Genomic DNA, 24758 nt, shown 5'->3' on the forward strand with positions numbered 1-24758 from the left:
TCCTTACTCCGAAGTCAGTTCCAGGCTGACCCACTGGCTGGGATCCATGTCGTACGGAAAGTCTTCCGAGACAGTCAGCGTCTGGCGACCGAGTTCGGTATCCTGAATCGCAATGTAAAAACCGAGTCTCGCTCCGGGACCGGGTTCGAATCCATGCAGTGATTCTTTCGGAAACCACATCGCCAGCCGGTAACCGGTTTTACTTGTATCCGATTCCGCCAGCAGGCTCTCGGGTTCAGCATCAGGAGCCTCTTCACGGGCTCGCGCCACCGGCAGCTGCCGGAACACCGGGGTCATGCCGTCATCCCCTTCCCCCGTCGGCATGGCGATGAAGTGATGGCAGAAACGGGATGCACGATGCTGAGTCTGCGTGTCACGCGTATCGATCCACACAAACACTGTGTCTGAAGTTCCGATCGCTTCCGGATTGCAGTAGGGAAGATTCGATTTCCCTTCCACGCTGATCTCAATCGCCAGCCCCTGTGGGTTCCAGGCCAGAGACATCGCTGCAAACGGTTCTTTTCCGTCCAGTGAGGATGGAAACGGAAGCCGACAACTTGCGGGAAGGCTGAGCATGGGGGCCTTGCCGCGCGGAAGCTTGTCGACGCGGGCCACCGGAAAGGTGAAGCGGAACAGAAACGGAGCCGGAATGAGTGACATGTCGCGTGAAAGAAATCGTTGAAGGTTACGCTTTGTCGACGGTGACCATGGTCGCCATCAGATTGTAGGCATTGAACAGCGCGTGCACAGCCACGACCGCCAGATAACTCCGACGTCGCTGAAAGAGATACCCCAGCACGAGCGCCAGCGGGAGCAGGGCGATCGAATCCGGAACTCCGTGCACGGCAGCGAATGCACCGGAACTGAGCACGACCGCCAGCCACGGACGAAAGCGCTCTTCCAGCCAGGATTGCAGAATCACCCGGAACATCAGCTCTTCCTTGAGCGGCGCGAAAACCACCGCGCTGAGCAGAATCAGAAACAGGCCCAGGCCGTCATTTGTCTCTTTCAGCAGTCTGAGAAAAGGATGTTCCGTCTCCACGCTGCGAAGACTGGCTGTGAGAATGAGAATCAACCCTGTCGGAATCACAGTGGCCAGCAAGCCCATCTCACCATCGTGAATCTGTCCGGGAATGTTGTCTGAGCGAAACCCCAGTCGAACCAGATCAGTACGGGATCGTGCTCCCAGAAACAGGCTTGTCAGCAGAACGAAGAGGACGACCACTCCCTCAACAATGCTCCCCATGACGGCGTAACGAATCGCTTCCAGCGTAGGCTGCGCAGCGTCATTTGCCGTCAGGGCGACCCCCAGTCCGGTGACGAGCAACAGAAAGAGCGTGACCGCCAGCGGAAAACGGGGGACACGCACAGGGCGCCAGCGGAACCGGAGCGGGACCACAGGCTCGCCCCGCCCGAGGCGCCTGACCGCTCCAATCCAGAAGCCCACGCTTCCCGCCACGAGCACAATCGTCAACAGCGAAAACAGAATGTCGATGGATGTCGCGTTCTTCAACGGGGAGCCGATCTTTTGAGATTCGGAGCGAATGATTCTGCGGGCGATGATAGCAGAATGCTTACCCGCTCTTCAGTCTGTCGCTGCGTTCCACCTGTGTGTGAAATTCTGACACAGAAAAAATTTCGCCGAACAACCTCAACCACCCACCCACTTCATCCACAACACCATTGATGAACGACACTTACAATCTCGGTCTCGAGTTGAAACGTATCCGGAATAAGAGTTTCAATTTGAGTCGCTGTCGTTTAAATTGAGAGAGTCTGCTTTCCTTTATCAAACACCAGGAAGCGAATTATGTCAGTGCGGATGTCTCGTAACATCGCTGCTGTGATGACCTGCTGCGGATTGCTCTCTCTTCTGCATTCCGCGTTCCCGGATGACAAACCTTCGACCCCTGCAGCGAACGCCGAAGTTGAAAAGGTGATTCGCGAGTTTCAGGGGAAAGGACAGCTCGGGGACGACACGCCGGAGCTGGCACCGGAAGTTGCTCTGAAACACTTTCAGCCCGCAGACGACATCAAGGTTGAACTGGTTGCTGCCGAGCCGGATGTCATGCAGCCGCTGCATCTGTCATTCGATGAGCAGGGACGGATGTGGGTGACGCAGTATCGTCAATACCCGCTGCCGGCCGGCTTGAAGATCGTCCGATACGATCAGTACCTCCGCGCGGTCTTTGACGACGTCCCTCGTCCTCCTCCCCATCATGTTCCCGGAGCCGACGTCATCACGGTCTTCGAAGATACCAACAACGACGGCGTCTATGATGCACATCGGGACGTCATCAAGGATTTGAACATCGCCACAGCCACGGTCACAGGACGAGGGGGAATCTGGGTCATGAATCCTCCCTACCTGATGTTCTATCCCGATGCAGACAACGACGGCATTCCCGATGGCGACCCCGAAGTCAAACTGCGAGGCTTTGGACTGGAAGACACACATGCTCTTGCCAACAGCCTGACATGGGGACCGGATGGCTGGCTGTATGGTGCCATGGGGTCGACCACCACTGCACAGGTCTCTTCCAAAGTGAATCAGGATGTCCGGTTTGAAGGCCAGTGCATCTGGCGTTTTCATCCCGATACCGACGTTTTTGAAGTCTTCGCTGAAGGGGGCGGAAACACCTTCTCGCTGGAGTTCGACGGCACAGGCCGCCTCTTTTCCGGAACAAACGCCGGCGATACCCGCGGCATGTTTTATCCACAGGGCTCCTATGGAGAGAAGAACTTCGGGAAGCATGGGCCTCTCACAAACCCATATGCGTTCGGTTACTTCCCGCACATGAAACACGAAGGAGACCCGGACCGGTTCGCCCAGACATTCCTCATCTACGAAGGGGGAACACTGCCTGAGAAATATCACGGTCGTATCATCGCTGCGAATGCTCTGCATCATCGGGTCTGGGCCAGCGATTTGATCTCCGAGGGATCCACGTATCGCACCGCCGACATTCCAACACTGCTCAAGACGGATGATACATGGTTCCGGCCGGTCGACATAAAAGCCGGTCCGGATGGAGCGGTCTACATGGCCGACTGGTACGACACCCGTTTGTCGCACGTCGATCCCCGTGACACCTGGCATAAGTCCTCGGGCCGGATCTACCGGATTCAGAATGCAGCGACCCCTTCCGGCCCGATCCCCAATCTCACCAAAGATTCCGACGATGAATTGATTGCCCGGTTTCGTTCCCCCAACAAATGGGAGCGACAGACTGCGGTCCGTCTTCTCGCTGATCGCCTGCGACCATCACAGGATTCACCGACTCAGCAGAAGCTGCTTGCAGCGATTGGAGCTGACCAGCCGGACTCACTGGAATCGCTGTGGACACTCGCCTCCGCCGGGAAACTTGACGACGAGGTTCTGCGCAGCGTGTTGACTCACCCTCAGGAAGAGATGCGACGATGGGCAGTTCGTCTGCTGGGGGATGCACGCCAGGTGTCCCCGGAAACGGCATCCGCGCTGGCCAGTCTCGCGAGCACGGAACCTCAGGTTCAGGTCCGATCCCAGCTGGCCTCATCGTCAGCACGATTCGAAACGGATGTTGCCCTTCCGATCCTGACCGCTTTGATGAAACATGATGCTGATCTGAACGACCCGCACCTTCCGCTGCTCATCTGGTGGGGACTCGAAGCACATTGCGGCGAGTGTGTTCTGAATCACAGTCAACACGTCGGAGTTCTGTTGAATTCCATTTCGAAAAGCTCACCCCGCGAGCAGGTCCTGCAGCTTCTGAAGTCGACCGACGTCTGGCAGTCGCCGCTCTTTCAGCAGGCCATCGCCGCCCGCCTGATGCGACGCTTCGCCTTGGAAGGGATTCAGGAGCAGAAGGCTTCAGCGCCGTCGCCAGCGCTCCTGGCGTGCGAACAGCTTCTGGCGGTTGCGCCCCCGGAATCCGCTCCCATTCTCATGTCAGGTTTTCTGGAAGCGTATCAGGGACGCGAAATCGGCAAGCTGCCTAACGGCTTGAAGCTGGCGATTCAGGACTACCAGAAGTCGCTGGGGGAGTCGAATCTGGTTCTGGGAATTCGACTGGGGGACGCCAAGTCGGTCACCGACGCGGTGGAAGCCATTCGAAATGAACAGGGGGACCTGCCAACCCGCCTCGCGATCATCGAGACCTTTGGGGAAGTCGACTGCCCTCAGTCCGTTCCGGGACTGCTGGCTGTCCTGCAATCCCCTTCCAGCGGCGTCAAGAAGGCTGCACTGCAAGCCTTGATGAGATACCCGGAAGCAAATATCGGTGCACAGATTTGCAGTCTGTTCCAGTCGTCCCTGCCGGATGAGCACGGGCTGCGCGAGTCAGCATTTCGGGTTCTGGCCAGCCGGATCCCCTGGACGGCTCAGCTGCTCAGCGAGATTGAACAGCACCGCCTTCCACGCAATGCTGTCCCGAACGACATCGTCCAGCAACTGCGTCTGCATCCCGATGAAAAGTTGCAGGAACGGGTTAATCAAATCTGGGGACGGACGCGGGAAACATCTGCCGAGAAAGCGGCTGAGATCACTCGCCTGAAAAGCCTCCTTAGCACGTCCGCAGTCACTGCTGAAAACCTCGCAAACGGCAAAAAGCTGTTCACCAAGCACTGCGCCAACTGTCACACCTTGTTTTCGGAAGGGGGACAGATCGGCCCGAACCTGACCGGCTACGAACGATCCAACACCGATTTCATCCTGCTGGCGATCGTGGACCCGTCAGCCGGAATCCGTGAAGAGTTTGTCCAGTTTCAACTGGCGACCGAGGATGGCCGTATCCTCACAGGACTGATCGTCGAACAGAGTCCCACCAGCGTCACGCTGAAGGGGGCCAACAACCAGACGACCACATTACCCCGGGAAGAAATTGAAATCCTGCAGGCGATGACGACTTCGCTCATGCCGGAAGGGCTGCTCAAAGACCTGTCCGATGAAGACCGAATTGCCCTGCTTCAATATCTGATGCAACCGACTCCCTCACAGACACCGAAATCCGAGTAAGACAGCGAATCCCCTGCATCCGAGACCTGCCTCAACCCCAGAGGTCGTCGGACATTGAAAGATTTCCCACTCCGTGTTCGAAACGGCCCATTTCCTGTCGTAACAGGCTGTGGCGTCCCAGTCTGAGGCGACCTGCGAAGCGGATCGAACAAGGTCGGAATAGATCGATTGCGATTGAATTTCGTCCATTGTTGGTGAATAATCGGACTAACTCCGCATGGAGTACCCGCCACAGTTTCCCTCCTGACCGTGCCCTGAAATCCCCGGTGCCACATGCGAATTCCCTCCACTCGCCTGCGCGAAGGATTGTTGCGTCTCCTGGTTGCGGCTTTTGGAATTCTGCCTTTCGCTGCCAGCCCGCAGGTTCTCTCCGCCAGCGAATCTGAATTAACGTTCGAGCGGGACATCCGCCCCATTCTCCGAACTCACTGTCTGGACTGCCATGGGGCCACGGACAGCCACGAGGGGAATCTCGATCTGCGTCTGGTCCGGTTTCAACAAAAAGGGGGAGATTCGGGCCCGGCAATCGTTTCCGGACAACCTGCGGAAAGTCTGCTGGTCGAGCGAATCAAGTCGGGTGAAATGCCTCCCGGCGAAGCAAAGGTCACTCCTGAGGAACTGCAGAAGATTGAAGCCTGGATCGCAGCCGGAGCACCGACGGCGCGACCTGAACCCGAGTCGATCGGCTCCGGGGTTCCCCTGCTGCAGGAAGAACGGGAATGGTGGTCGTTCCGTCCACTGACAACTCCCGCTATCCCCGAAGTCAAGGATTCATCCCGCGTCCGCACTCCGATCGATTCGTTCCTTCTGGCTGCCATGCCGGAAGGACTCTCCTTCTCCGCAGACGCTTCCAGGCTTGCCCTGATGCTGCGGGCCTCGTTCGATCTCACCGGACTTCCCCCGACACCGGAGCGGATGCAGGAATTTCTGAACGATCAACGTGTCGATGCTTACGAACGCCTCGTCGATGAACTGCTCGCCTCTCCGCATTATGGAGAGCGCTGGGGACGCCATTGGCTCGATATCGCCGGTTACTCAGACTCCGAAGGTCGCACGGAACAGGATGTGATCCGGGACTCGGCCTATCGCTACCGCGACTACGTGGTCCGCGCGTTGAATTCGGGCATGCCTTTCGATCAGTTCCTCGAGCAGCAGCTGGCCGGTGACGAACTGGCAGGTCCCATTCAGGGCGACCTGACTCCCGAGCAGATCGAGCTGTTGACCGCGACCGGTTTCCTGCGAATGGCCGCTGACGGCACCGGGAGCGGCGACAATTCTCCCGAAGGTCGGAATCTGGTCATCGCCGACACCATTCAGATCGTCAGTTCCTCATTGCTCGGCCTGACCGTCGCGTGCGCCCAGTGTCACGATCATCGTTACGATCCAATCTCGCACGTCGATTACTTTGCCCTGCGAGCGATCTTCGACCCAGCCCTCGACTGGCAGCAGTGGGCGACCCCCAACAGCCGGAACGTCTCACTGTATACACAGGCGGACCGGGAACTGGCCGCCCAAATTGAAGCCGAAGCGCAGCAGGTTGAAGTGGAGCGTAACGCTCTGGAAGCACGCTACATCGAAGAAGCCATCGCCAAGGAACTGCTGACGTTCGAAGAACCGCTCCGCCAGCAGCTGGACTCCGCAATTCATACTCCAGCAGACAAGCGGACCCCCGAACAGCAGGAACTGATCAATCTGAATCCCCGGATCAATATCACACCCGGATCGCTGTATCAGTACCTGCCGGATGCTCACGAAGAACTGAAAAAGATGAATGGGAAGGCGGCGGAGATTCGCGCACGCAAGCCGCGCGAAGAGTTCGTCCGGGCACTGGTCGAACCGCCAGGTCACCTCCCCAAGACTCATCTGTTTTATCGCGGAGACCATCAGCAGCCCAAACAGGTCGTCGCTCCGGCGGCCCCGGCGGTTCTGGCTCCCGAGGGAGAACTCGTCTCCTTCCAGGAAGACGATCCTGCACTGGCCACGTCAGGCCGTCGGCTGGCTTTTGCCCGTTGGCTCACCAGCCCTTCCAACCCCATCACCAGCCGGGTTCTGGTGAACCGGATCTGGCTGCACCATTTCGGACGTGGACTGGTTCAAACTCCCGCCGACTTCGGCAAGCTGGGAGCTCAGCCGACACACCCTGAGCTGCTCGACTGGCTCGCGACCGAGTTGATTTCGTCCGGTTGGAATCTGAAGAAGCTGCAGCGAACGATTCTGCTTTCGACGGCATATCGGCAGTCATCCGCACGCGACCCCCGCAAGATGGAACTGGATGACACGAACCGTTCTCACTGGCGGAAGGACGTGATCCGACTGGATGCAGAAGTACTCAGAGACCGCGTCCTGTTCACCACCGGCCATCTGAACGCGACGCTGTTCGGCCCCCCGATCCCCGTGAAAGAGGATGCGGAAGGACAAACGATTGTGGACGAGTCCACCAGCAATCGCCGCAGCCTGTACATTCAACAGCGTCGCAGCCAGCCAGTTTCGATCCTGCAGGCGTTCGATGCCCCTGTCATGGCTGTCAATTGCGAAGTCCGGCCGTCATCCACCGTCGCGACCCAGTCGCTGATGATGATGAACAGCCAGTTCACACTCGATCAGTCACTCGCACTGGCAAACCGGATTCTGGATGAACATCGCCCACACGGTTCCGCACAGGACATCCAGGGATTGCCTTCAATTCAAAACCCGCCGCAGCAGTGGCAGTACGGGTACGGCGGAATCGACGAATCCGGACAGACGAAGTTCACACTCTTTCCTCACTACAATGCCCAAAAATGGCAAGGGCTCGGCGATTACCCCGCCCCTGAGACCGGCTGGGCCGCACTCTCAACGGATGGCGGCCATACCGGGAATAACCCCGACTTCGCGGTGATTCGGCGTTGGAACGCCCCGGTTGCCGGGCAGCTTCGAGTCACCTCCGGGCACTTGAACCACCTCAGCGAGCATGGAGACGGTGTGCGTGGACGAATCGTCTCGAATCGCCACGGCCTATTGGGAGAATGGACTTCGCAGAATCAGCGTGTGGAAACTTCGACAGCACCCGTCAGCGTCGAAGCAGGAGATACCATCGATTTCATCACGGATTGCCGTGAGAACACCAACGCAGATTCGTTCCACTGGGAAGTCAACGTCGAACTGGTTTCGAACAGTGGCCCCACCATCACCTCGAATTCAAGAGCAGTTTTCTCAGGCGATCGGCAGGATTCAGCCACGATCACTCCCTCGGACATCGCCCGGGCCTGGGAGCTGACCTACTATCGCCAGCCGTCCCGGGAAGAACTGGAACTGGCGATCAATTTCATCAATCAGCAGCTGGAAGTCATGGCACTTCATCCGCGGCAACTCCCCGCAAATGTTTCCATGTCCCGGCAGGCGTTTACCAATCTCTGCCAGGCGTTACTGACATCAAACGAATTCCTTTACGTTGAATAGAACCGGGGATTCAACCGGACGCAGGCTCCACGGTCACCACCTCGCACAATCTTGAAACTGCCACATTGCGGAAGACTGACCGACGATTCGAACATTGCACCTGAAGCGGCCTGACCGCTCACTGACAGCCTGGAGAAGAATCATGCAACCCATTCTATCGCGACGCCAGATGCTGACTGAAAGTGCCATGGGTATCGGCGGTCTGGCGCTCGCCTGGATGCTTCAACAGGAACAGGCGCGAGCCAACACCGGCAAGCCGAAAGAGAATCTCCCGATTACACTGGCCAGCCGGCCGCCGCAGTTTCCCGCACAGGCCCGTGCGATGATCTCCCTGTTCCAGCACGGGGGACCATCACATATGGACCTGATGGACCCTAAGCCCGAACTGACCCGGCTGAGCGGGACCGAGTATTCCGGTGAAGTCGGCTTCAGCTTTGTGAACCGCGCCAGCAAAAAGCTTTTCGGAAGTCCGTGGAAGTTTCGCCCGCACGGGGAATGCGGAACAGAAATCTCCGAACTCCTCCCCGGGCTGGCGGAGATCGTCGACGACGTCTGTATCGTCAGGTCGATGCACACCGGAGCCAACGGGCACGAGGTCTCCATCCGCTATTTCCACGGCGGCATCCCCGGAGTTCTGGGACGACCGACATTTGGAGCGTGGCTGGTCTACGGACTTGGTTCGGAAAGTCAGAACCTGCCGGCCTACATGGTCCTCACCGACCCCGAGGGACCACCCGTCGACGGCGTCAGCAACTGGACAAACGGGTTTATGCCCCCCCTGATGCAGGGAACCGTGTTACGGGCCAAGGAACCCCGCATCCTGAATCTGGATGCGCCCGCCCACCTGCGGGGCGATCTGCAGGACCTGAATCTGGGACTGCTGCAGGCCCTGAACCAGCGTCACCTCGACCGAAATGCCGGCGAAGCAGATCTCGAAGCACGCATCGCCAGCTACGAACTGGCTGCATCCATGCAGACAGCCGCCCGCGAAGCTCTGGACCTCTCACAGGAAACCAAAGCGACTCAGGAACTCTACGGACTCGACAACCCCAAGACGCGGGAATACGGAAGCCGCTGCCTGATTGCCCGGCGTCTGGTGGAACGCGGTGTTCGATTCGTGCAGCTCTTCCACGGCGGCCAGCCCTGGGACAATCACGGGTCGATTCAGGAGACGCTTCCGGCGATCTGCGAGAAGACCGATCGCCCTTGTGCAGCCTTGGTGAAAGACCTGAAACAACGCGGCCTGCTCGATTCCACCATCGTCCACTGGGGTGGTGAAATCGGTCGCCTGCCGGTTTCGGAACAGGGAGCCAACGGGCAGGATCCCGGACGGGACCACAACGGACAGGGCTTCAGCATCTGGCTGGCAGGCGGCGGCATCAAAGGGGGCATGACCTACGGCAAGACCGACGATTTCGGCCATCACGTCGCGGAAAACCTCGTCACACCCAACGACCTGCACGCCACATTGATGCAGCTATTCGGAATCGATCACCAGCACCTCACCTACCGCTACAACGGCCGGGAACAGCAGGTGACCAACCAGCGAAAAGCAAGGGTCGTCTCGGACATCATCAAGCAGGGTTAAATGCATCCCCTGCATGAGGGGGTGGCATGCTTAAGAGCTGAAAACGGATGCCAGGTGCCCTGGTTGAGGATGTTTAATTCTGGGTGCCACTGCTCTTCTTCGAGCAGTGACGAACGTCGTTGATCGTCCATTTGGTTTGCGCCCAGCTGGTCGTGTGTATCTTTCTCAGTTGGCAGTCCGGTCACCTTCAGGATCGCTTCAGTTCAGTAGGTAATTGAATATCGGTTGCAGACCCGCCAGCATTGTCAGCTGACATTCGTACGCACTGCTCCCAGAGCAGTGGCACCCAAATCGAGAGATTGTCAACCCGGGCACCCGGCCTGTACACCATCATGAAAGGGTTGTGAAACTACCTCATGTCATTGTTAGATCAATAGCTTGTTCACTTTCACTACGTTTTCGCAAGATGTCGAGAAATCCTGGGGATAGGTGGTCCCCAACCTCATTGAGCTCAGCAAGATCGCGAGCTTGTCTATACAACTCAGTTTGGATAACCGGAGTCTTGTTAATATCCGCATCAGCCTCGATTTCAGTCGCGAATGCATTATCTTTATTACCTACAAAGTGGTCTAATGCTTCATAAACTCGCCGGGCCGCCCAAGTTGCATCTTGAGCCAAGCCTGTCTGCAAGCATTCCAGGCAGTATGCGGTAGATGAAAATACATCGTCAGTATACGGGGTCAATGGAGTCCAGCCTGGAGCGTCTTCATCCGGAATTTCCTTGTCAATCTCGTTCAGCATCTGCCCTAAATAGCTCCACATCGTTTCCGGAGCGTCGTTTTCGATTGGTGTAGGAACAAAAACAGGCTTGGTCTACGTTGGGGAGGTGTACCACCACTTCCCTTTCGAGGAGTCAAGCCATGGATGGCAGTATCCAGCTCACAGCTCAGGAACGCAAGATGCTTTTGCAGGCCTATCGCTCTGGAGCCGATCTCTCCACTTCTCGACGGGCTCATATTGTTCTGCTCCGGGCCCAAGGCCTGACCTGGCAGCAGATCAAAACCGTGCTGTTTTGCAGCTTCGACCTGATTTCGACCACGTTGAAATTGTTCACGCAAGGGGGAGTCGCTGCTGTTCTGCAAAAACCGTCTCCGCAGCGTTCCTTTCCAGTCTGGATGACACAGGTCCTGCGGTGGGTCACTCAGTCCACTCCCCGGGATTTTGGATATTTCCGCTCCCGCTGGTCCTGTGAAACGCTCGCTCACCTGCTGGCGTTTGAAACCGGCCTGCGATTGAGCGGAGAAACGATCCGCCGGGGACTGCATCGGCTGGGCTTGGTCTGGCGTCGCCCCCGTCCAGTGGTCGGCCCGGTTGATCCCCAGCACGCTGAGAAATTTCAGGCAATCCAACATCTTCTGAAGAATCTTTCCCACAACGAAGTCGCCGTCTTTCAGGATGAAGTGGACCTGAATTTGAACCCCAAGATTGGCAGCATGTGGATGAAGAAAGGTCAGCAGGCCGAGGTGGTCACGCCGGGGAACAATCAGAAGTGCCATGTGGCAGGCTCGCTGATCTGGGGGACGGGAACACTGCTGGTGAGTCGTCCCTGCTGGCGACGAAACACGGTCCAGTTCCTGGCCCATCTGGACGACCTGCGTTTCCGACTCAGGAGCTTCCGGAAGATCCATGTCATCTGTGACAACGCCAAATTTCATGACTCGAAAGCGGTGAAAGCCTATCTGCAGAAATGGAGTCACCGGATCGAAGTCCATTTTCTTCCCAAGTATGCTCCGCAGTCGAATCCCATTGAACGAGTCTGGTGGCACCTGCACGAGACGATCACGAGAAACCACCGCTGCCAGACCTTGGAAGAACTGATTGACCAGGCGTACGAATGGTTCGAGGTGAATAATAATCACTACCTCGACATGCGACACTCCTTCGCCAAAGCCGCTTAAAACTCACTCCGAGGACGTGGAGGTCCTATTTAGTTTTGCTCTCTCGGGTATTACAAAGACGTGACCCCAAGTATAATCAAGTGCCCTCTCCACCAGTTTTGGTTCTTTTGTTCGTCCATTTTGATTGGCCAAGATCCGATAAGTGTTCGCCAGTCGTTGGACGCAACTTGCCGCAAATGCTACACGCGAACGCGAAGGCAAGTGGTCCAGATTCTTCTTCAGTGCTTCTTCCTGGAATTCTAGCATTTAGCTCACTTTGGAAATATCGCAGTGTTGGGGCGGGGTGGCCGTGTTGAGAAGCCCTGAACTTAGGTGCCACTGCTCTGAGACGAAAACTCAGGTCGATTCAAAGCTGATCTCCCGGTAAGTCAGCTTTGCTTCAACGAGGAGTTCCCGGGCCTGCTCGACCGATGAGGTCCAGTACGATTCCACGTTTTTAAAGGGCTTGGCGACCACTTCTGTAATGCCGGACTGAATGATTTCGACAGTGCATCGCAAGCAGGGGGGACCGCCCCAGACTTGCTCGGTTTCATCAGTCAGTGCGAGATACAGCGTACACCCGCGCGTGCTCACGCCAATCCGGGCGGCATTGAGAATGGCATTCATCTCGGCATGCACGATCAACGAACGCTTCAGTTCCTTGTTGTTCAATCGCTCCGGCGTGTCCAGGATTCCGCGAGGCAGACCGTTATACCCCATCGAGCGCACTTCGCGGTCCGGACCGACGATCACAGCCCCAGCCTGAGTCGCAGGGTCTTTCGACATCCTGGCGTTTTCCAATGCCAGCTTGATGAAATGCCTGTCCCATTTAAGTTGGTCTGCCATGCCCGACACTTCTTCCAGCTGATGTAAGTTCGTTCCGACGATGAATCGAAGATTCTTTCCGACCATGCGTTCGATGCCTGCAGATTAACAGAATTTCCGAAGACTGCCTTCTCTGCGTTTGTTCCTCTCGCGTGTTCTAACGACATGAAGCTGTGACCAACTTCGGTTTGAATTGGCTTGACGGCATTGACAGCAAGTGAGCCGGTTGAGGCGAGGCAAGTTTGCTTCCGACGACGACGTTCGTTAACTTAACAGGCAGTGCCTTGTCGAAAATCTCTCTTCGTCACCCACCCGAACCCCAACCCACCGGGATCGCCCAAATGCCATTGATATCTCGTGCTTTCATTGTCTGTGTGATTGGAGTTGTGATGGCGTCCGCAGACTCACTGCGAGCGGACGATGAACAGCCTGTCATCAAGCTGGGCATTATTGGTGTGGACACCTCTCACGCGATTCACTTCACACGGATGTTCAATGATTCCACTGCAGCCGACCACGTACCGGGCTGCCGCGTCGTCGCGACCTACCCCTATGGAAGCACGGAGATTCCCTCCAGCTCCAGCCGCATTCCGGGAAACACCAAGGAGCTGGAAAAGTACGGCGTGCAGGCGGTCGCTTCCATTGAAGAACTGTTGCCGCTGGTGGACGCGGTGCTCCTCGAGACCAATGATGGGAATCCCCGACTGCAGCAGGCCCGGCTGGTGATTCAGGCGGGCAAGCCGATGTTCATCGACAAACCGGTGGCAGCGTCACTCGCTGATACCGGAATGATTCTTCAGGAGGCCCAGGCTGCCAACGTTCCCGTCTTTTCAACATCCTCCTGCAGATTCATGGAAGGAGCCAAAGCTGCTCGCGAAGGCGCACTGGGGAAAATCTATGGCTGTGACACTTACGGTCCGGAAAGTCGAGAGCCATCCCATCCCACGCTGTTCTGGTACGGAATCCATGGTGTTGAGGCCCTGTTCACAGTGATGGGCCCGGGATGCGAGTCGGTCACGCGGGTGGAGACGGAAACGTCCGATGTGGTCGTCGGCCGGTGGCGGGATGGACGAATCGGCACATTCCGGGGACTCTACTCGCTTCCACAGGACGGTCCGAAAATTGACTTCGGTGGAACCGCTTTTGGAAGCAAAGGGATTGCCGGCGTCGGGCCCTTCAAGGGCTATCAACCCCTGGTGAAGTCGATTCACGAATTCCTGTCGAACGGGACCACTCCAGTCGAGCTGCGGGAGACTCTGGAGATCTATGCATTTATGGTGGCAGCGGATGAAAGTTCGCGACAGGGAGGGAAGTCAATCCGGATTGACGACACGTTAAAGGCCGCCGGCCTCGATCCACAGCTGTTCCTCAAGGACGCTGCCTCACCACCAGCTCCATGAAGGATGTTCAACACTTCTCACGGAGTCGCTGTCGGAATCAGTTCCACGGTCAGTGATCCCTTGTTTCGGCTCTTTCCCGACAGCATGAGGAGGTCGGCCCGGTCGATCATCTGCTCGATCGGTTGAAGCTCGGTGTACACCGCCACGCCGATGCTCCAGGTCGTTGCTTCGCCGAGGGTCGATATCGTACTGGCTAACTCCTTCTGAAGCCTCTCAGCCCTAGCACGCGCCGATTCGAGCGTCACATCAAGCCAGATGAGACAGAACTCGTCGCCTCCCAGTCGGGCTGCCAGTCCGGGAGATGCGGACCGCCGCAGCACATTGGCCGCCTGCATGAGAAGTTCATCTCCGGCGCGGTGTCCGTGCCGGTCGTTGAATTCTTTGAAGCTGTCGCAGTCGAGACAGGCGACCGCCACTCCGCTGTGAAGCGATTGAGCCAATGACAAGCGAGCCATCATCTGCGCCCGGAGTTCAAACCCCTGCCGATTGAAGAGCCCTGTGAGAGCATCGGTTCCGCGGATGGTCTCCTGTCGGATTCGTTCGGAAGTCCTTGTCAGTCCGATGGCTGCCAACAATATGGGTGATGCGATCAGATTCAGGTTCCACGCAGGCCAGCCACGGGCGCCCCAACAGATTCCTGCGAGCGAAGCCAGCGGCACCAGAATCCCTCCGAGGACAAGATTCTGCCATCCGAGTCGACGTGCCGGCCAGACACACAAGAGCAGGGCCAGCACCATGGTCTGCTGGCGCTCGCCCCAGGCAGTTGCAATCGAAATCAGTGCCAGCCAGAGGACAGAAATCAAGCCGCTCCATCGTTTGAGCATCTGCGTTCCGGGAGTCGCCCGCAGCACACGGTCAATATCAGGGGGCAACAGCGGGATATTCGGCAATTCGCATGTGGCGGAAGGCTGCCAGAGTTGTCGGATCATGTCCTTGCAGGCTGATGTGGCCCCCTTCCAGTCGCAGCCCTTTGCGGGGATTCGGGTCGGCAGGACGTTCATCGATCCAGTCCACCACCTGAAACCCGTCGATCCAGACGGCAGCACGAGGACCGTTCGCAACCAGGGTCAGCGTGAACCACTCCTGGTCATTGGCGACGACGCGTCGTGCGTCGACCCGACGGAAAATCGCACCGCTCCCGGCGTTATTCGGCTGATCCCGGTTGGAACCATGAAATCCGTTATGGATCTGGACTTCATAGCCGTTTGACGGAGCTTTTTCCGTTCCCGGTTCGGTCCGGTAGAAGACCCCGGTGTTGACTTCAGGAGCGCCGGTTCTCGCCTGGGTCTGGAAGATGAAATTCTGAAAGGTCTCTTCGGTTTCCAGAAACCCCAGCCCCCCGGTGATCTGCAGAGCATCCGGATCGGGGACGAATTTTGCCTTGGATCCCGGGACTTCGCGCCAACCCGCCAGAGATGAGGAGTTCAAGAGACCCTTCATCGCCAGAGGCTTGAGATTCACCTTACGGAATTCGACCTTCCCCAGACGCTGCTGTAATCCGATATAGCCGACTTTGCGAGCTTCTGGTGACGGGTCCCGGTACTCAGCGGTCAGGACGTCGTTGACTTCGACGGTAATGAGGCTGCGGTTGGCAGTGACCCGCATGGTCTGCCAGTCCTCTGTGGGAGGAGCGACGTCCAGTGGCTTGGCTCTCTCCACCAGACTGCCGGTGGTGTACCCTTCGGGGTGCTCATCGGCGATATTGATCTCGATACAGTCTTGTGTCAGGTTCTGGGGGTGTTCCGCTGCCCGCAGAAAGACACCGCTGTTACCCCCCGGCCCGATTTTGAACTCGCAGGTAAATTCAAAATCCGCGAAGGGAACGCTGGTCCGGAGCATCCCGACCGGTCCGACGTCCGCGGTGATGGCACCATGCTCCACCTTCCAGTTGACGTCCTGATTGTCGGGGATCCAGCCAAACAGAGTCTCGCCGTCAAACAGAGCAATCCAGCCGGTGGCAATCTGGTCGGTCGTCAGCAACCTGCGGGCGAATGCCGGGTTGGCACTGTCGTCCAGCACTTCCAGCGTGAATTCCTGTCCCGGTTCCACCTGTCGAGGCTTTCCGGACGGGACACCTTCTCGCATCGGGTGCCCAAATTCTTCTTCAAGTTCCATCTCGAGCATGGCGTCGACCCCCTCCATCGGTCCCGACACCTGTTTGGTTTTCTTTTCACAGGCGCTGAGGAAGAGCAGGGGAATCACCAACAGAAGACGAAACCGAGGCACGTTCATTTCTCCCATGTCCTGATCCGCCGGGTCGGGGAGGTCAGGTCAACAGACAAGGTTCTGAAGACGTCGATCGTCCAGATCGATGGGCGCCCGCCGCCAGGGACCAGGCTCCCGATGTCACCGCCAGCTTAGCGAAACAATCGTTAAATTCCGACCAGACAACGACTGAAACATCGGCAGTTTTGGTCCCCCGGAGACTCAACGCATGTTTTACTTTCAGAGTCCCTGGCTTCGCCGTTGCGGAGTCGTCGGGCTGGCGAAAACGGGTCGACTGATGCAAAATCGGAATGGACCCCTCACGATCCCCCCGCCAGGCACCATAACTACCGACTTTGAAATCACTTCGAACAAGCAACCTAGAGATTTCCCCTGAAATTCGGTCTCAAAAAACGCCCGAAATGATTTTTTTGGGAAAACTCACACGGCCTCGAGCTTGAGCGGCAACTGGTCTTTTTGACATGACTACCCATCACCCCCCGCCTGTTCAGGATGGAGTGGCCGTCGAGCCATATGACTGGCTCGCCGGGCTTAAAAGGAACGAACCATGGCTGCGACGAGTCCTGTTCAACCGGGTCGGTGATCGGGATGTGGTGGATGACCTGATGCAGGAGATCAGCCTGGCCATCAGTCGCCCTGAATTGCGCCCGCGGGATGCGAGCCGACTCGGGTCGTGGCTGTACCAGGTGGCTGTCCGTCAGGCCTACATGTATCGACGGAAGATGGGGCGGCTGCGCCGACATGTGGATTCCACCCCGGTCGAGGCAAGCGAAGTCCCCACCGACGAAGCAGAGAATCCGCTGCACTGGCTCCTGGGTCGCGAACACCGTCAAGCAGTCAAGAAAGCCCTGCAGGGATTGCGGGAAACCGATCGCGAGATCCTCATGCTGAAATATTCGGAAAACTGGACTTATCAGCAGTTGGCCGAACGCCTGGGGGTCACCGTTCACACCATCGAACACCGGCTCTTGAAAACCAAAAAGAAACTTCGACAGCTGCTGAAACAAGCCCATGTGGAAGAACTCACATGAAACACACCATTGATGAATTGATGCTGCAACGTTGCGTGGACGGCGAGTTGTCGGACCACGAACGTACGGAACTTCTCAAACGTCTGCATGAACAGGGTTCTGCGGAGAACTGGAAAACACTGGCCCTCACCTTTGTGGAGCATCAGGTCTTTTCCAGAGTCTTTGCTGATGATGCTGCCAGCGGCGAAATGCTCTCCTTTCAGTTGGCACGCCCGGTCACGCCCGGTCAGGAGATTGTCCCAGCGACGAATGTTCCCTGGCTGCACCGTCGCGTCCGTCCCTGGTTTTCCGTTGCCGCTTCCCTGCTGGTGGGGATGATGGTGGGGGTGGCTGGGCATTTCTGGATGTCTGCTGACGAGGTCGATGGCAACATCGCCGAAACGGATGTGCCCAGTCAGATGCAGACGCTGCCGGAGATGCTTTCCATCGGCTCGCCCGGGACCGGCGTACGGACGGCTTCACGAACTCCGATCATGAATGTGAGACTGACAGGTCTGGGAAGCCGTGAAGCCGAACCCGTGTCCGTACCGGTTTATTCGCCCGAACAATGGCAGGCGATCCAGCATCTGCATCAGCCGGCCCCCTTGCCGGAAGACATCCGCCAGATGCTGGAAGCTCAGGGCATGACCGTCGATCATGAACGGCAGTGGTATCGCGCCCCGCTCAGCGATGGCCGCGAAATCCTTGTCCCGACGGAAACAATGCGGGTGCGTCACTCGATTCAGTAATACGAACTCAGCGTGATCACAGAAGCGGGCGAGGCCCCCGGGGCGGGAGGACAGTTGCTGTGGAACTTGAACGGACTCCCTGTCCTTTCCTCCCCGTGGGACTCATCCGATTCGAATTGCAGATGTCAGCATCAAGTTGACAACCACTGGAAGGAACTTCTCGATGTGCTGTTCAACCCGTCATTCCCACTGGCCGAAACTCATGCGTCTTGCCCTGGCAGCACTGATCTGCGGAATCCTGGCACCCATGGTGCTGGCAGATGACCCCCAGACTCCAGCCGATCGCGGGAAACCAGCGGGGATTCCGCAGGCGGTCTACGAGCAGGATCCAGACTCCGGTCTCTATCACCTGTACGTGATTCTTCCGAACGGCGAGAAGCAACTGCTGAAAACCTTGCCGCCGTCGGTCCAGAATCAGGCCCGGAACAACCCCGCTCTGCGAGACTACCTGCATGCGGTCAATGCACTGGCTGCCGGGGAACGTTATGTCATCGGCGTTGAACTCAAGACGATCCCCGAGGGACTGCATGCAAGACTTGGAATCGATGAAAACTGCGGGCTGGTCGTCGCTCAGCTTGTTCCGGAAAAGCCGGCCGAGGCTGCGGGAGTGCAACAGCATGACCTGCTTTTGAAGGTCAATGGACAGCCCGTCAGCCTGCCAGGGGATGTGGTCCGGCTTGTCAATGAAGCGAAAGCCAGCCCCATCACTCTGACTCTGATCCGCGATGCGGAACCGTTCGACCTGCAGGTCACCCCCGTCGAGATCGCTCGCTCGGAAGGTCTCGGCGTGCAGGAGACGCCTCCGGGTCCGGGACCAGCAGCGGGAACCAGTGCAGGCAGCCTTCCTCCCGGTGTGCAGATCGTCGGACCCGGCATCATCCGTTCCACAGCCAAAGGGGCCGACCTGGAACTGCTGCACGCGGACATGGCCAGCATGCAGGAGCAGCTCAAACGCCTGACCGAAGAAGTTCAGGAACTGCAGGAGCAACTGCAGAAGAAGTGACTGGCTGTCCAGAGCTAAGAGTTGAGAGTCCAGAGCCGATACCCCACCCACTACCAACTACCCACTACCAACTCTGCCCTAGACTCTTCGCTCGTGACTCTCCACAATCCATCCTCTTCGGAGTGGGCTGAGTGATCGCTCTTGTCTTCGACAAGGGAGGAAAGTCCGGGCTCCACAGGACACGGTGGTGGATAACGTCCACCGTCCGCAAGGACAGGGAAAGTGCCACAGAAAAGATACCGCCGATGGCCGTTTAACCACACACTTCACGTGTGTGGCCTGCGGATCAGGTAAGGTTGAAATGGTGCGGTAAGAGCGCACCGCGGAACTGGTGACAGTTCTGGCAGGGTAAACCCCACCGGGAGCAAGACCAAGCAGGAGGGACCCCGCAAGGGGACGAAGCGGTTCGTTTCGTCTGACCTCCGGGTCGGTCGCGTCGAGGCGGCGGAGCAATCCCCGTCCCAGAGAAATGATCACTCTCGACAGAACCCGGCTTACAGGCCCGCTCCGAAGTTTTTTGAGATGTCCATCCAGACGTTTCTGCACCCCTCCCCACCAATCCGAGTTGACCGCGTGCGAGCACGTCTGTTTGAATCCGATGACGATGCCAGCCACGAACTGCTGCGTGAGGTGCTGGAAGAACTCGGCGCCATCGTCGAACCTCCCCGGACGGTACTGGGGGTCGAAGTTCGAAGCGTCAGACTTCAGGACCAGCCATTGACGCTCTATCTCGACGCATGGAACGTCGAGGTTGAGGGCCCTAAAGCGGCCGTCGAACTGATTCTCGGCACCTTCCGGCAGAGTTCGGAATGAATCCAGCTGACCCCCTTGGCAGGTCCCCCCGCTGACGCGTCTCTCAAAGGAGAGAGAGAGATTGCAACGCCTGCCAGGTCTGTTCCAGCGGCAGGCCGATCACGTTGCTGGGACTTCCGATGATCGATTTCACGAACATATCGGCCGCCCCCTGCAGCCCGTATCCCCCCGCTTTGCCGAGCGGCTCACCGGTGTGAATGTACCAGTCGATCATCTCCGGCGAGATCGTTCCGAACCGAATCTGCGTCAGTACCTGAAACTCCAGCAGCGTTCCTTCAGGAGATCGCAGACAGACTCCCGTCGCCACCTGATGAGCCCGGTTGTCATAGTAATTCAAAAACCAGTCCCGCGTCGTTTCTTTCCAGTGGGGACCGTCCGGCTTTCCCAGCACCGCGAGTCTGTCCGCAGGATCGACCGCAATCACCACCGTATCGGCTGTGAGAATGCCTCCCCAGTCTCGCCCGGAAGATTGTCGATAGACAGCCTCATTCTTCGTCCGTGCGATGGCAGCCAGCTGTGACAGAATTTCTGCCAACGAAGTCTTCCCCTCGAATCCCGCTTCGGACTCATCCTGCGGCGCAGCGACATGGATTCGACGTTGCGGAATCAGCAGTGAGAGAAGATCCAGACGACGGGGCGATCGCGAACCCAGGATCAGCGGAAGGTCAGTCGACGTGCAGCACGACACAGGTGATATTATCCTTGGACCCGCCCGCCTGAGCAGTTTCGACAAGTTTTTCGGCCGCCAGCTGCGGGTCATTCACTGCGGACAGAATTTCCTGGATCTGGTCCCTGTTCGTGCCGTCGGAAATCCCGTCGGAGCAGAGCATGTAACGATCTCCCGACAGGGGAGCAATCTGAACCGGTTCAGTCCCGCTCCCGCCATCTTTGGTGCCGAGATACCGGTACAGGACGTTCTTGTAACGATGCGTCTTGGCATCTTCCGGGGTGATGGTCTTGGCCTTGACCAGCGCCTGCGTGAGTGAATGGTCTTCGGTCAGCTGTTGCAGCGAACTTTTCCGCAGCAGATACGCCCGGCTGTCTCCCACGCCGCCGATGTAGAAATTGGAGTTCGCGTTGACGATGAACGCGATGGTGGTCCCCATGTTCTTGCAGTTGGGTTCGAGTTCCCCCAGAGCCATGATTTCGGCATTGGCATGGCTGACCGCTCGATCGATCCCCTCGATCACGATCTTGGCAGGAGACCGCTGAAAATCGACGAGGGCATTCAGGCGACTGGTGATGAGTTCGATGGCCAGTTCGCTCGCCCGCTCGCCGGCACTCTGCCCTCCCATGCCGTCTGCCACCAGGAAGAATCGGCCGTCGTTATCAACGTAGAACTTGTCTTCGTTGTTCGAACGGAAATTCCCCGTGATGCTCACCGCACCCCAGTGGTAAACTCCTGCTCTCCCCATGGCTGCTTGGTCCAATTTCTAATATCTCAATCAGGACAGGTGTGCATCTCCGCAGCTCCTGGCTGGAACCACAGCTGGATCATCGCGACCGGACATTCATTCCGGAATCGAGTGAACGTCGCCCTGGCTCCCTACAGACATTCACATCTTATCATGGCGAACTGCCGGAGGAGACGCAATTGCTCAATCGGATGAATCAGCTTCAGAACGTGGCGCCGGTGAATCAGCGGGCAGAAAACCGGAATGTTCAGACTCGCTTTTTCTAACCTCACTTCCCTGACCATTCCATTCGATTCGATCCCTGCGCGGGATGCGGGGTCATCACACCTTGCGTTCAACAGGGGCATCGAACAGAATTTCGCGAGTGAATTCCCCACCAGACACGGATGGCAAGATGAATCGTGTGGGCAGCGAAATCTGGATCCTCTGCGCACTGGCGGCTCTCACATTTCTGGCCTATCACGGCGTCATCCAGAACGACTTCGTCAATTTCGATGATGACCGTTACATCACTCAGAACCTGATCATCCGCCACGGGTTGACTCTGGAGTGCATCAGGTACGCGTTCACCACCTTCGACACGGGGAACTGGATCCCGTTGACATGGCTCTCTCTGGGGCTGGATGCTTCGACAGGGTCCGTTTCTCCGCTGCCGTTTCACCTCACCAATCTGCTGCTGCATGGGGTGAATGTCTGTCTGCTGTACCTGCTGCTGCGACGGTTTGATCTGGGTCGTGAGGCGAGTGCCGTCGTGGCTGCCATCTTCGCAGTACACCCGCTGCATGTGGAATCAGTCGCGTGGGCGTCTGAGCGGAAAGATGTGCTCAGCACCAGTCTGCTGCTCATCACCGTGTGGCTCTATCAGAATTATTCCATGCAGCCGACCCGCACTCGATTCCTCTGGGTGGCGGTCGCGTTCACACTGGGTCTGATGGCCAAGCCCATGCTCGTCACGCTGCCACTGCTTTTGATCCTTCTGGACATCTTTCCTCTTCAACGATGGAACGGACGTCTTACTGAAATGTCTTCCACATTGAACGGAGGCCATTCGCAACCCGGCTTGCACGCAATACGTCTCGTGCAGGAGAAGTGGTCGCTGTTTCTCATCGCGTTCGTTTTCGGAGTTGTCACGATCCTGGCCCAGCGGAATGATCGGGCCATCGCGAATGTCGAAGTCGTCCCGGTCCTGTTCAGACTCGCCAACTCCCTTCACGCAACTGCCTGGTACATCGGGAAGACCTTCTGGCCCATCGATCTCTGCATCTTTTATCCGTTGTCCGCAGACTCGCTGAATGGCTGGAGAGTGCTGGCCGCGGGGTTACTTTTGGCGGGCATCACGTTGATCTCGGTTGCCATGCGAAAACGTCAACCCTGGCTGTTCACGGGCTGGCTGTGGTTTTTAATCTCTCTGCTTCCCGTGATCGGACTGCTGCAGGTTGGCAGCCAGTCTCATGCGGACCGGTACAGCTACATCCCTCACATCGGTCTGCTCATCATGCTGGTCTGCGGGTGGGAAGCAACGGCCGTTTCGCTGCGTTTTCCGGCCATTCTGCGGTGGCTGACAGCCGGCATCGCGGTCGCTGCGCTGACGGTTCTCTGCATGGCACAAGTGAAAACATGGCAGAATTCCCGCACGCTCTGGACTCATTCACTCGCCGTTGTTCCAGGGAACTGGATGGCCCACTTTCAACTGGGACGCGAAGATGTCCAGCAACAGGACTGGAAGAGTGCACGCCAACACGCAGAAGCGGCAATCCAGTCGAATCCGCGTATTGACCTTCCCTACTCACTTCTGGGTCGGGTTGAACAGTCGCATGGCCGCTGGAGACAGGCGGAAGAAGCGCATCGATACGCCCTGCAACTGGCCCCGAAAAACCGTGACAGCCTGATCGGTCTGGCCGCTGTGGAGCACGCACGAGGAAACGTGAATTCAGCGGTCGCGTTGCTGCAGGAGCGGCTGAACACATCACCGCGCGACGTCTATGCACGGATGCAGCTGGGACTGATTCACGCAGAAGGCCGACAAACGGAACAAGCCCTGGAACAGTTGGACGCTGTCCTCAGGCTGGATCCGACCAATGCCGAAGCCTGTCGCCAGGCCGGCTGGGTTCTTGCCCGGGAGGGGGAGTTGGAGCGAGCGATCCCCTATTTCGAACGGGCCCTGCAGATCAATCCGCAGGACGCGGAAAGCCGCAATGCCCTCGAACGATTCCGATAATCTCCTGTCCCCTCTTCCCTGTCCCCTCTTCCCTCAAATCGCATATCATGCGGGACGCTCTGAATTTTTGCTTCAACCCGTCCCGGACCATGGCCTCGAAAACAGAACTCCGTCCCCTGATTACCGACCTTTCGCGAGAACAACTCGTCGAGTGGTGTGCTGCGCGGGGAGGCGGGTATCGCGCGGACCAGATCCGTCGCTGGATCTTCGGCAAACGGGTCAACGACTTCGATGCCATGCATGATGTGCCGGCAGCTCTGCGTGCGGACCTGTCGAGCGAGTTCGATTTCTTCGGGACGCAGATTTCGCGCCATCTGAAGTCCAAGGACGGCACGGAAAAACTTCTGCTCGAACTTCGGGACGGCGAAACGCTGGAATGCGTCCTGATGCGGGAAGAAGATCGACGCACGGTCTGTATCAGCACACAGGTCGGATGCGCGATGGGCTGCGTCTTCTGTGCCAGCGGACTACTGGGAGTGAAACGAAACCTGAGTACCGGCGAGATTCTCGATCAGATCCTGCGACTGGATCGTCTCCTCCCGCTGACCGAACGCATCACCAATGTCGTGGTGATGGGAATGGGAGAGCCGCTGGCGAATCTGAAATCACTTCTCCCCGCACTTCTGACTTTGAATGACAAGGGGGGAATGGGCCTGGGCGCCCGGCGGATCACGGTCTCGACGGTCGGTCTGCCTGAAAAGATCCGGGAGCTGGCGGAGTCGGACCTGCAGTTTCATCTGGCGGTTTCGCTGCACGCTCCCAATGACCAGCTGCGAAATGAAATCGTTCCCGTTAACAAGAATATCGGCATCAAGGAGATCCTGGCTGCCGCGGATGACTACTTCGCGAAGACCGGTCGACGAATCACTTACGAATACGTGCTGCTGGCTGGTGTCAACGATCAGGATTCACACGCAGTGGAACTGGGACGGCTGTTGAGAAACCGTCAGGCCCACATCAACCTCATTCCAATGAACTCGGTTTCGACGATCGCCCTGGAAGCCCCGGGCAGTCCGCGCACTCAGCATTTCGTCGAGACACTTCGAAACGCCGGCGTCAATGTGACCGTTCGCAAACGCAAAGGAGCTGACATCGATGCGGCCTGCGGGCAATTGCGACTCAGCGCCCTTCAGGCGGATGCCCCGAACCAACCGCTGACTCAGCTTCCGTAATAGATTGCGAAAAATCTGAACGTCGAACAAA

Annotated in this window: 19 protein-coding genes and 1 other RNA gene; 12 read left to right on the forward strand and 8 right to left on the reverse strand. The window is 57.7% G+C overall.

The features are described 5' to 3' along the window. Positions 1-3 precede the first annotated feature (3 nt). Positions 4-660 (reverse strand): hypothetical protein, encoded by a 657-nt coding sequence (locus SH661x_RS18380; RefSeq protein WP_437224542.1) that lies wholly within the window; start codon positions 658-660, stop codon positions 4-6. A gap of 25 nt (positions 661-685) precedes the next feature. Next, the gene (locus tag SH661x_RS18385) at positions 686-1513 is read right to left on the reverse strand and encodes a CPBP family intramembrane glutamic endopeptidase (protein WP_437224545.1); all 828 of its coding nucleotides are present in this window, start codon (positions 1511-1513) and stop codon (positions 686-688) included. Between the two features lie 309 nt (positions 1514-1822). Here SH661x_RS18385 and SH661x_RS18390 point away from each other — a divergent pair, with 309 nt between their 5' ends. From SH661x_RS18390 to SH661x_RS18400, 3 genes are all read left to right on the forward strand, one after another. Next, positions 1823-4993 (forward strand): PVC-type heme-binding CxxCH protein, encoded by a 3171-nt coding sequence (locus SH661x_RS18390; protein ID WP_437224548.1) that lies wholly within the window; start codon positions 1823-1825, stop codon positions 4991-4993. A 273-nt stretch (positions 4994-5266) separates the two neighbouring features. Further along, positions 5267-8431, forward strand: coding sequence for a DUF1553 domain-containing protein (locus SH661x_RS18395; RefSeq protein WP_437224550.1), 3165 nt, complete (start codon positions 5267-5269; stop codon positions 8429-8431). A gap of 142 nt (positions 8432-8573) precedes the next feature. Beyond that, complete coding sequence (locus SH661x_RS18400; protein WP_437224551.1) at positions 8574-10019, forward strand: DUF1501 domain-containing protein; 1446 nt, start codon at positions 8574-8576, stop codon at positions 10017-10019. 354 nt (positions 10020-10373) lie between these two features. On the opposite strand, the gene SH661x_RS18405 is transcribed toward SH661x_RS18400, so the two are convergent. Beyond that, entirely contained in the window at positions 10374-10781 is a 408-nt protein-coding gene (locus tag SH661x_RS18405; RefSeq protein WP_437224554.1) for a hypothetical protein, read from the reverse strand. A 98-nt stretch (positions 10782-10879) separates the two neighbouring features. Here SH661x_RS18405 and SH661x_RS18410 point away from each other — a divergent pair, with 98 nt between their 5' ends. Further along, positions 10880-11917 (forward strand): IS630 family transposase, encoded by a 1038-nt coding sequence (locus tag SH661x_RS18410; protein ID WP_437221960.1) that lies wholly within the window; start codon positions 10880-10882, stop codon positions 11915-11917. A 336-nt stretch (positions 11918-12253) separates the two neighbouring features. Here the strand turns inward: SH661x_RS18410 and SH661x_RS18415 are convergent, their stop codons facing one another. After that, positions 12254-12742 carry a deoxycytidylate deaminase gene (locus SH661x_RS18415; protein ID WP_437224556.1) on the reverse strand — a complete coding sequence of 163 codons (489 nt, stop codon included), beginning with the start codon at positions 12740-12742 and terminating at the stop codon, positions 12254-12256. 368 nt (positions 12743-13110) lie between these two features. Here SH661x_RS18415 and SH661x_RS18420 point away from each other — a divergent pair, with 368 nt between their 5' ends. Continuing rightward, a complete protein-coding gene (locus SH661x_RS18420; protein WP_437224559.1) occupies positions 13111-14121 on the forward strand; it encodes a Gfo/Idh/MocA family protein in 1011 nt (336 codons plus the stop codon). Between the two features lie 17 nt (positions 14122-14138). Here SH661x_RS18420 and SH661x_RS18425 read toward each other — a convergent pair whose 3' ends face one another. Together SH661x_RS18425 and SH661x_RS18430 are read right to left on the reverse strand one after the other, a co-directional pair. Continuing rightward, entirely contained in the window at positions 14139-14993 is an 855-nt protein-coding gene (locus SH661x_RS18425; RefSeq protein ID WP_437224561.1) for a GGDEF domain-containing protein, read from the reverse strand. After that, the gene (locus tag SH661x_RS18430; protein ID WP_437224564.1) at positions 14983-16347 is read right to left on the reverse strand and encodes a 3-keto-disaccharide hydrolase; all 1365 of its coding nucleotides are present in this window, start codon (positions 16345-16347) and stop codon (positions 14983-14985) included. The genes SH661x_RS18425 and SH661x_RS18430 overlap by 11 nt, the downstream gene beginning before the upstream one ends. A 461-nt stretch (positions 16348-16808) precedes the next feature. Between SH661x_RS18430 and SH661x_RS18435 the strand changes: the two genes are divergently transcribed. From SH661x_RS18435 to SH661x_RS18455, 5 genes are all read left to right on the forward strand, one after another. Beyond that, positions 16809-17378 (forward strand): RNA polymerase sigma factor, encoded by a 570-nt coding sequence (locus SH661x_RS18435; protein ID WP_437224567.1) that lies wholly within the window; start codon positions 16809-16811, stop codon positions 17376-17378. Continuing rightward, positions 17375-18106, forward strand: a complete 732-nt coding sequence (locus SH661x_RS18440) for a hypothetical protein (protein ID WP_437224570.1) — start codon at positions 17375-17377, stop codon at positions 18104-18106. Before SH661x_RS18435 ends, SH661x_RS18440 begins: the two co-directional genes overlap by 4 nt. Positions 18107-18269: 163 nt before the next feature. Beyond that, positions 18270-19109: a PDZ domain-containing protein gene (locus tag SH661x_RS18445; protein ID WP_437224573.1), complete on the forward strand. Its 840-nt coding sequence runs from the start codon at positions 18270-18272 to the stop codon at positions 19107-19109. A gap of 119 nt (positions 19110-19228) precedes the next feature. Then, an RNA gene (gene rnpB / locus SH661x_RS18450) (RNase P RNA component class A) lies at positions 19229-19622 on the forward strand. A gap of 60 nt (positions 19623-19682) precedes the next feature. Beyond that, a complete protein-coding gene (locus tag SH661x_RS18455) occupies positions 19683-19922 on the forward strand; it encodes a hypothetical protein (protein WP_437224575.1) in 240 nt (79 codons plus the stop codon). Between the two features lie 43 nt (positions 19923-19965). Here the strand turns inward: SH661x_RS18455 and SH661x_RS18460 are convergent, their stop codons facing one another. Continuing rightward, positions 19966-20610 carry a Maf family protein gene (locus SH661x_RS18460; protein ID WP_437224577.1) on the reverse strand — a complete coding sequence of 215 codons (645 nt, stop codon included), beginning with the start codon at positions 20608-20610 and terminating at the stop codon, positions 19966-19968. After that, positions 20588-21337: a PP2C family protein-serine/threonine phosphatase gene (locus SH661x_RS18465; protein WP_437224580.1), complete on the reverse strand. Its 750-nt coding sequence runs from the start codon at positions 21335-21337 to the stop codon at positions 20588-20590. Before SH661x_RS18465 ends, SH661x_RS18460 begins: the two co-directional genes overlap by 23 nt. Positions 21338-21731: 394 nt before the next feature. Between SH661x_RS18465 and SH661x_RS18470 the strand changes: the two genes are divergently transcribed. Together SH661x_RS18470 and rlmN are read left to right on the forward strand one after the other, a co-directional pair. Further along, on the forward strand, positions 21732-23555 hold the full coding sequence (locus tag SH661x_RS18470; RefSeq protein WP_437224583.1) for a tetratricopeptide repeat protein: 1824 nt from the start codon (positions 21732-21734) through the stop codon (positions 23553-23555). Between the two features lie 89 nt (positions 23556-23644). After that, positions 23645-24727, forward strand: coding sequence for a 23S rRNA (adenine(2503)-C(2))-methyltransferase RlmN (gene rlmN, locus SH661x_RS18475; RefSeq protein ID WP_437224585.1), 1083 nt, complete (start codon positions 23645-23647; stop codon positions 24725-24727). Positions 24728-24758: the final 31 nt, after the last annotated feature.

Source organism: Planctomicrobium stercoris, assembly GCF_051465655.1.
GTDB lineage: Bacteria > Planctomycetota > Planctomycetia > Planctomycetales > Planctomycetaceae > Planctomicrobium.

Coding starts and splice junctions, on each gene's coding strand:
- SH661x_RS18445 (WP_437224573.1), top strand. CDS start 18,270: ATGTGCTGTTCAACCCGTCATTCCCACTGGCCGAAACTCATGCGTCTT.
- SH661x_RS18405 (WP_437224554.1), bottom strand. CDS start 10,781: ATGTGGAGCTATTTAGGGCAGATGCTGAACGAGATTGACAAGGAAATT.
- SH661x_RS18420 (WP_437224559.1), top strand. CDS start 13,111: ATGGCGTCCGCAGACTCACTGCGAGCGGACGATGAACAGCCTGTCATC.
- SH661x_RS18410 (WP_437221960.1), top strand. CDS start 10,880: ATGGATGGCAGTATCCAGCTCACAGCTCAGGAACGCAAGATGCTTTTG.
- rlmN (WP_437224585.1), top strand. CDS start 23,645: ATGGCCTCGAAAACAGAACTCCGTCCCCTGATTACCGACCTTTCGCGA.
- SH661x_RS18395 (WP_437224550.1), top strand. CDS start 5,267: ATGCGAATTCCCTCCACTCGCCTGCGCGAAGGATTGTTGCGTCTCCTG.
- SH661x_RS18440 (WP_437224570.1), top strand. CDS start 17,375: ATGAAACACACCATTGATGAATTGATGCTGCAACGTTGCGTGGACGGC.
- SH661x_RS18470 (WP_437224583.1), top strand. CDS start 21,732: ATGAATCGTGTGGGCAGCGAAATCTGGATCCTCTGCGCACTGGCGGCT.
- SH661x_RS18390 (WP_437224548.1), top strand. CDS start 1,823: ATGTCTCGTAACATCGCTGCTGTGATGACCTGCTGCGGATTGCTCTCT.
- SH661x_RS18415 (WP_437224556.1), bottom strand. CDS start 12,742: ATGGCAGACCAACTTAAATGGGACAGGCATTTCATCAAGCTGGCATTG.
- SH661x_RS18435 (WP_437224567.1), top strand. CDS start 16,809: ATGACTACCCATCACCCCCCGCCTGTTCAGGATGGAGTGGCCGTCGAG.
- SH661x_RS18380 (WP_437224542.1), bottom strand. CDS start 660: ATGTCACTCATTCCGGCTCCGTTTCTGTTCCGCTTCACCTTTCCGGTG.
- SH661x_RS18465 (WP_437224580.1), bottom strand. CDS start 21,337: ATGGGGAGAGCAGGAGTTTACCACTGGGGTGCGGTGAGCATCACGGGG.
- SH661x_RS18400 (WP_437224551.1), top strand. CDS start 8,574: ATGCAACCCATTCTATCGCGACGCCAGATGCTGACTGAAAGTGCCATG.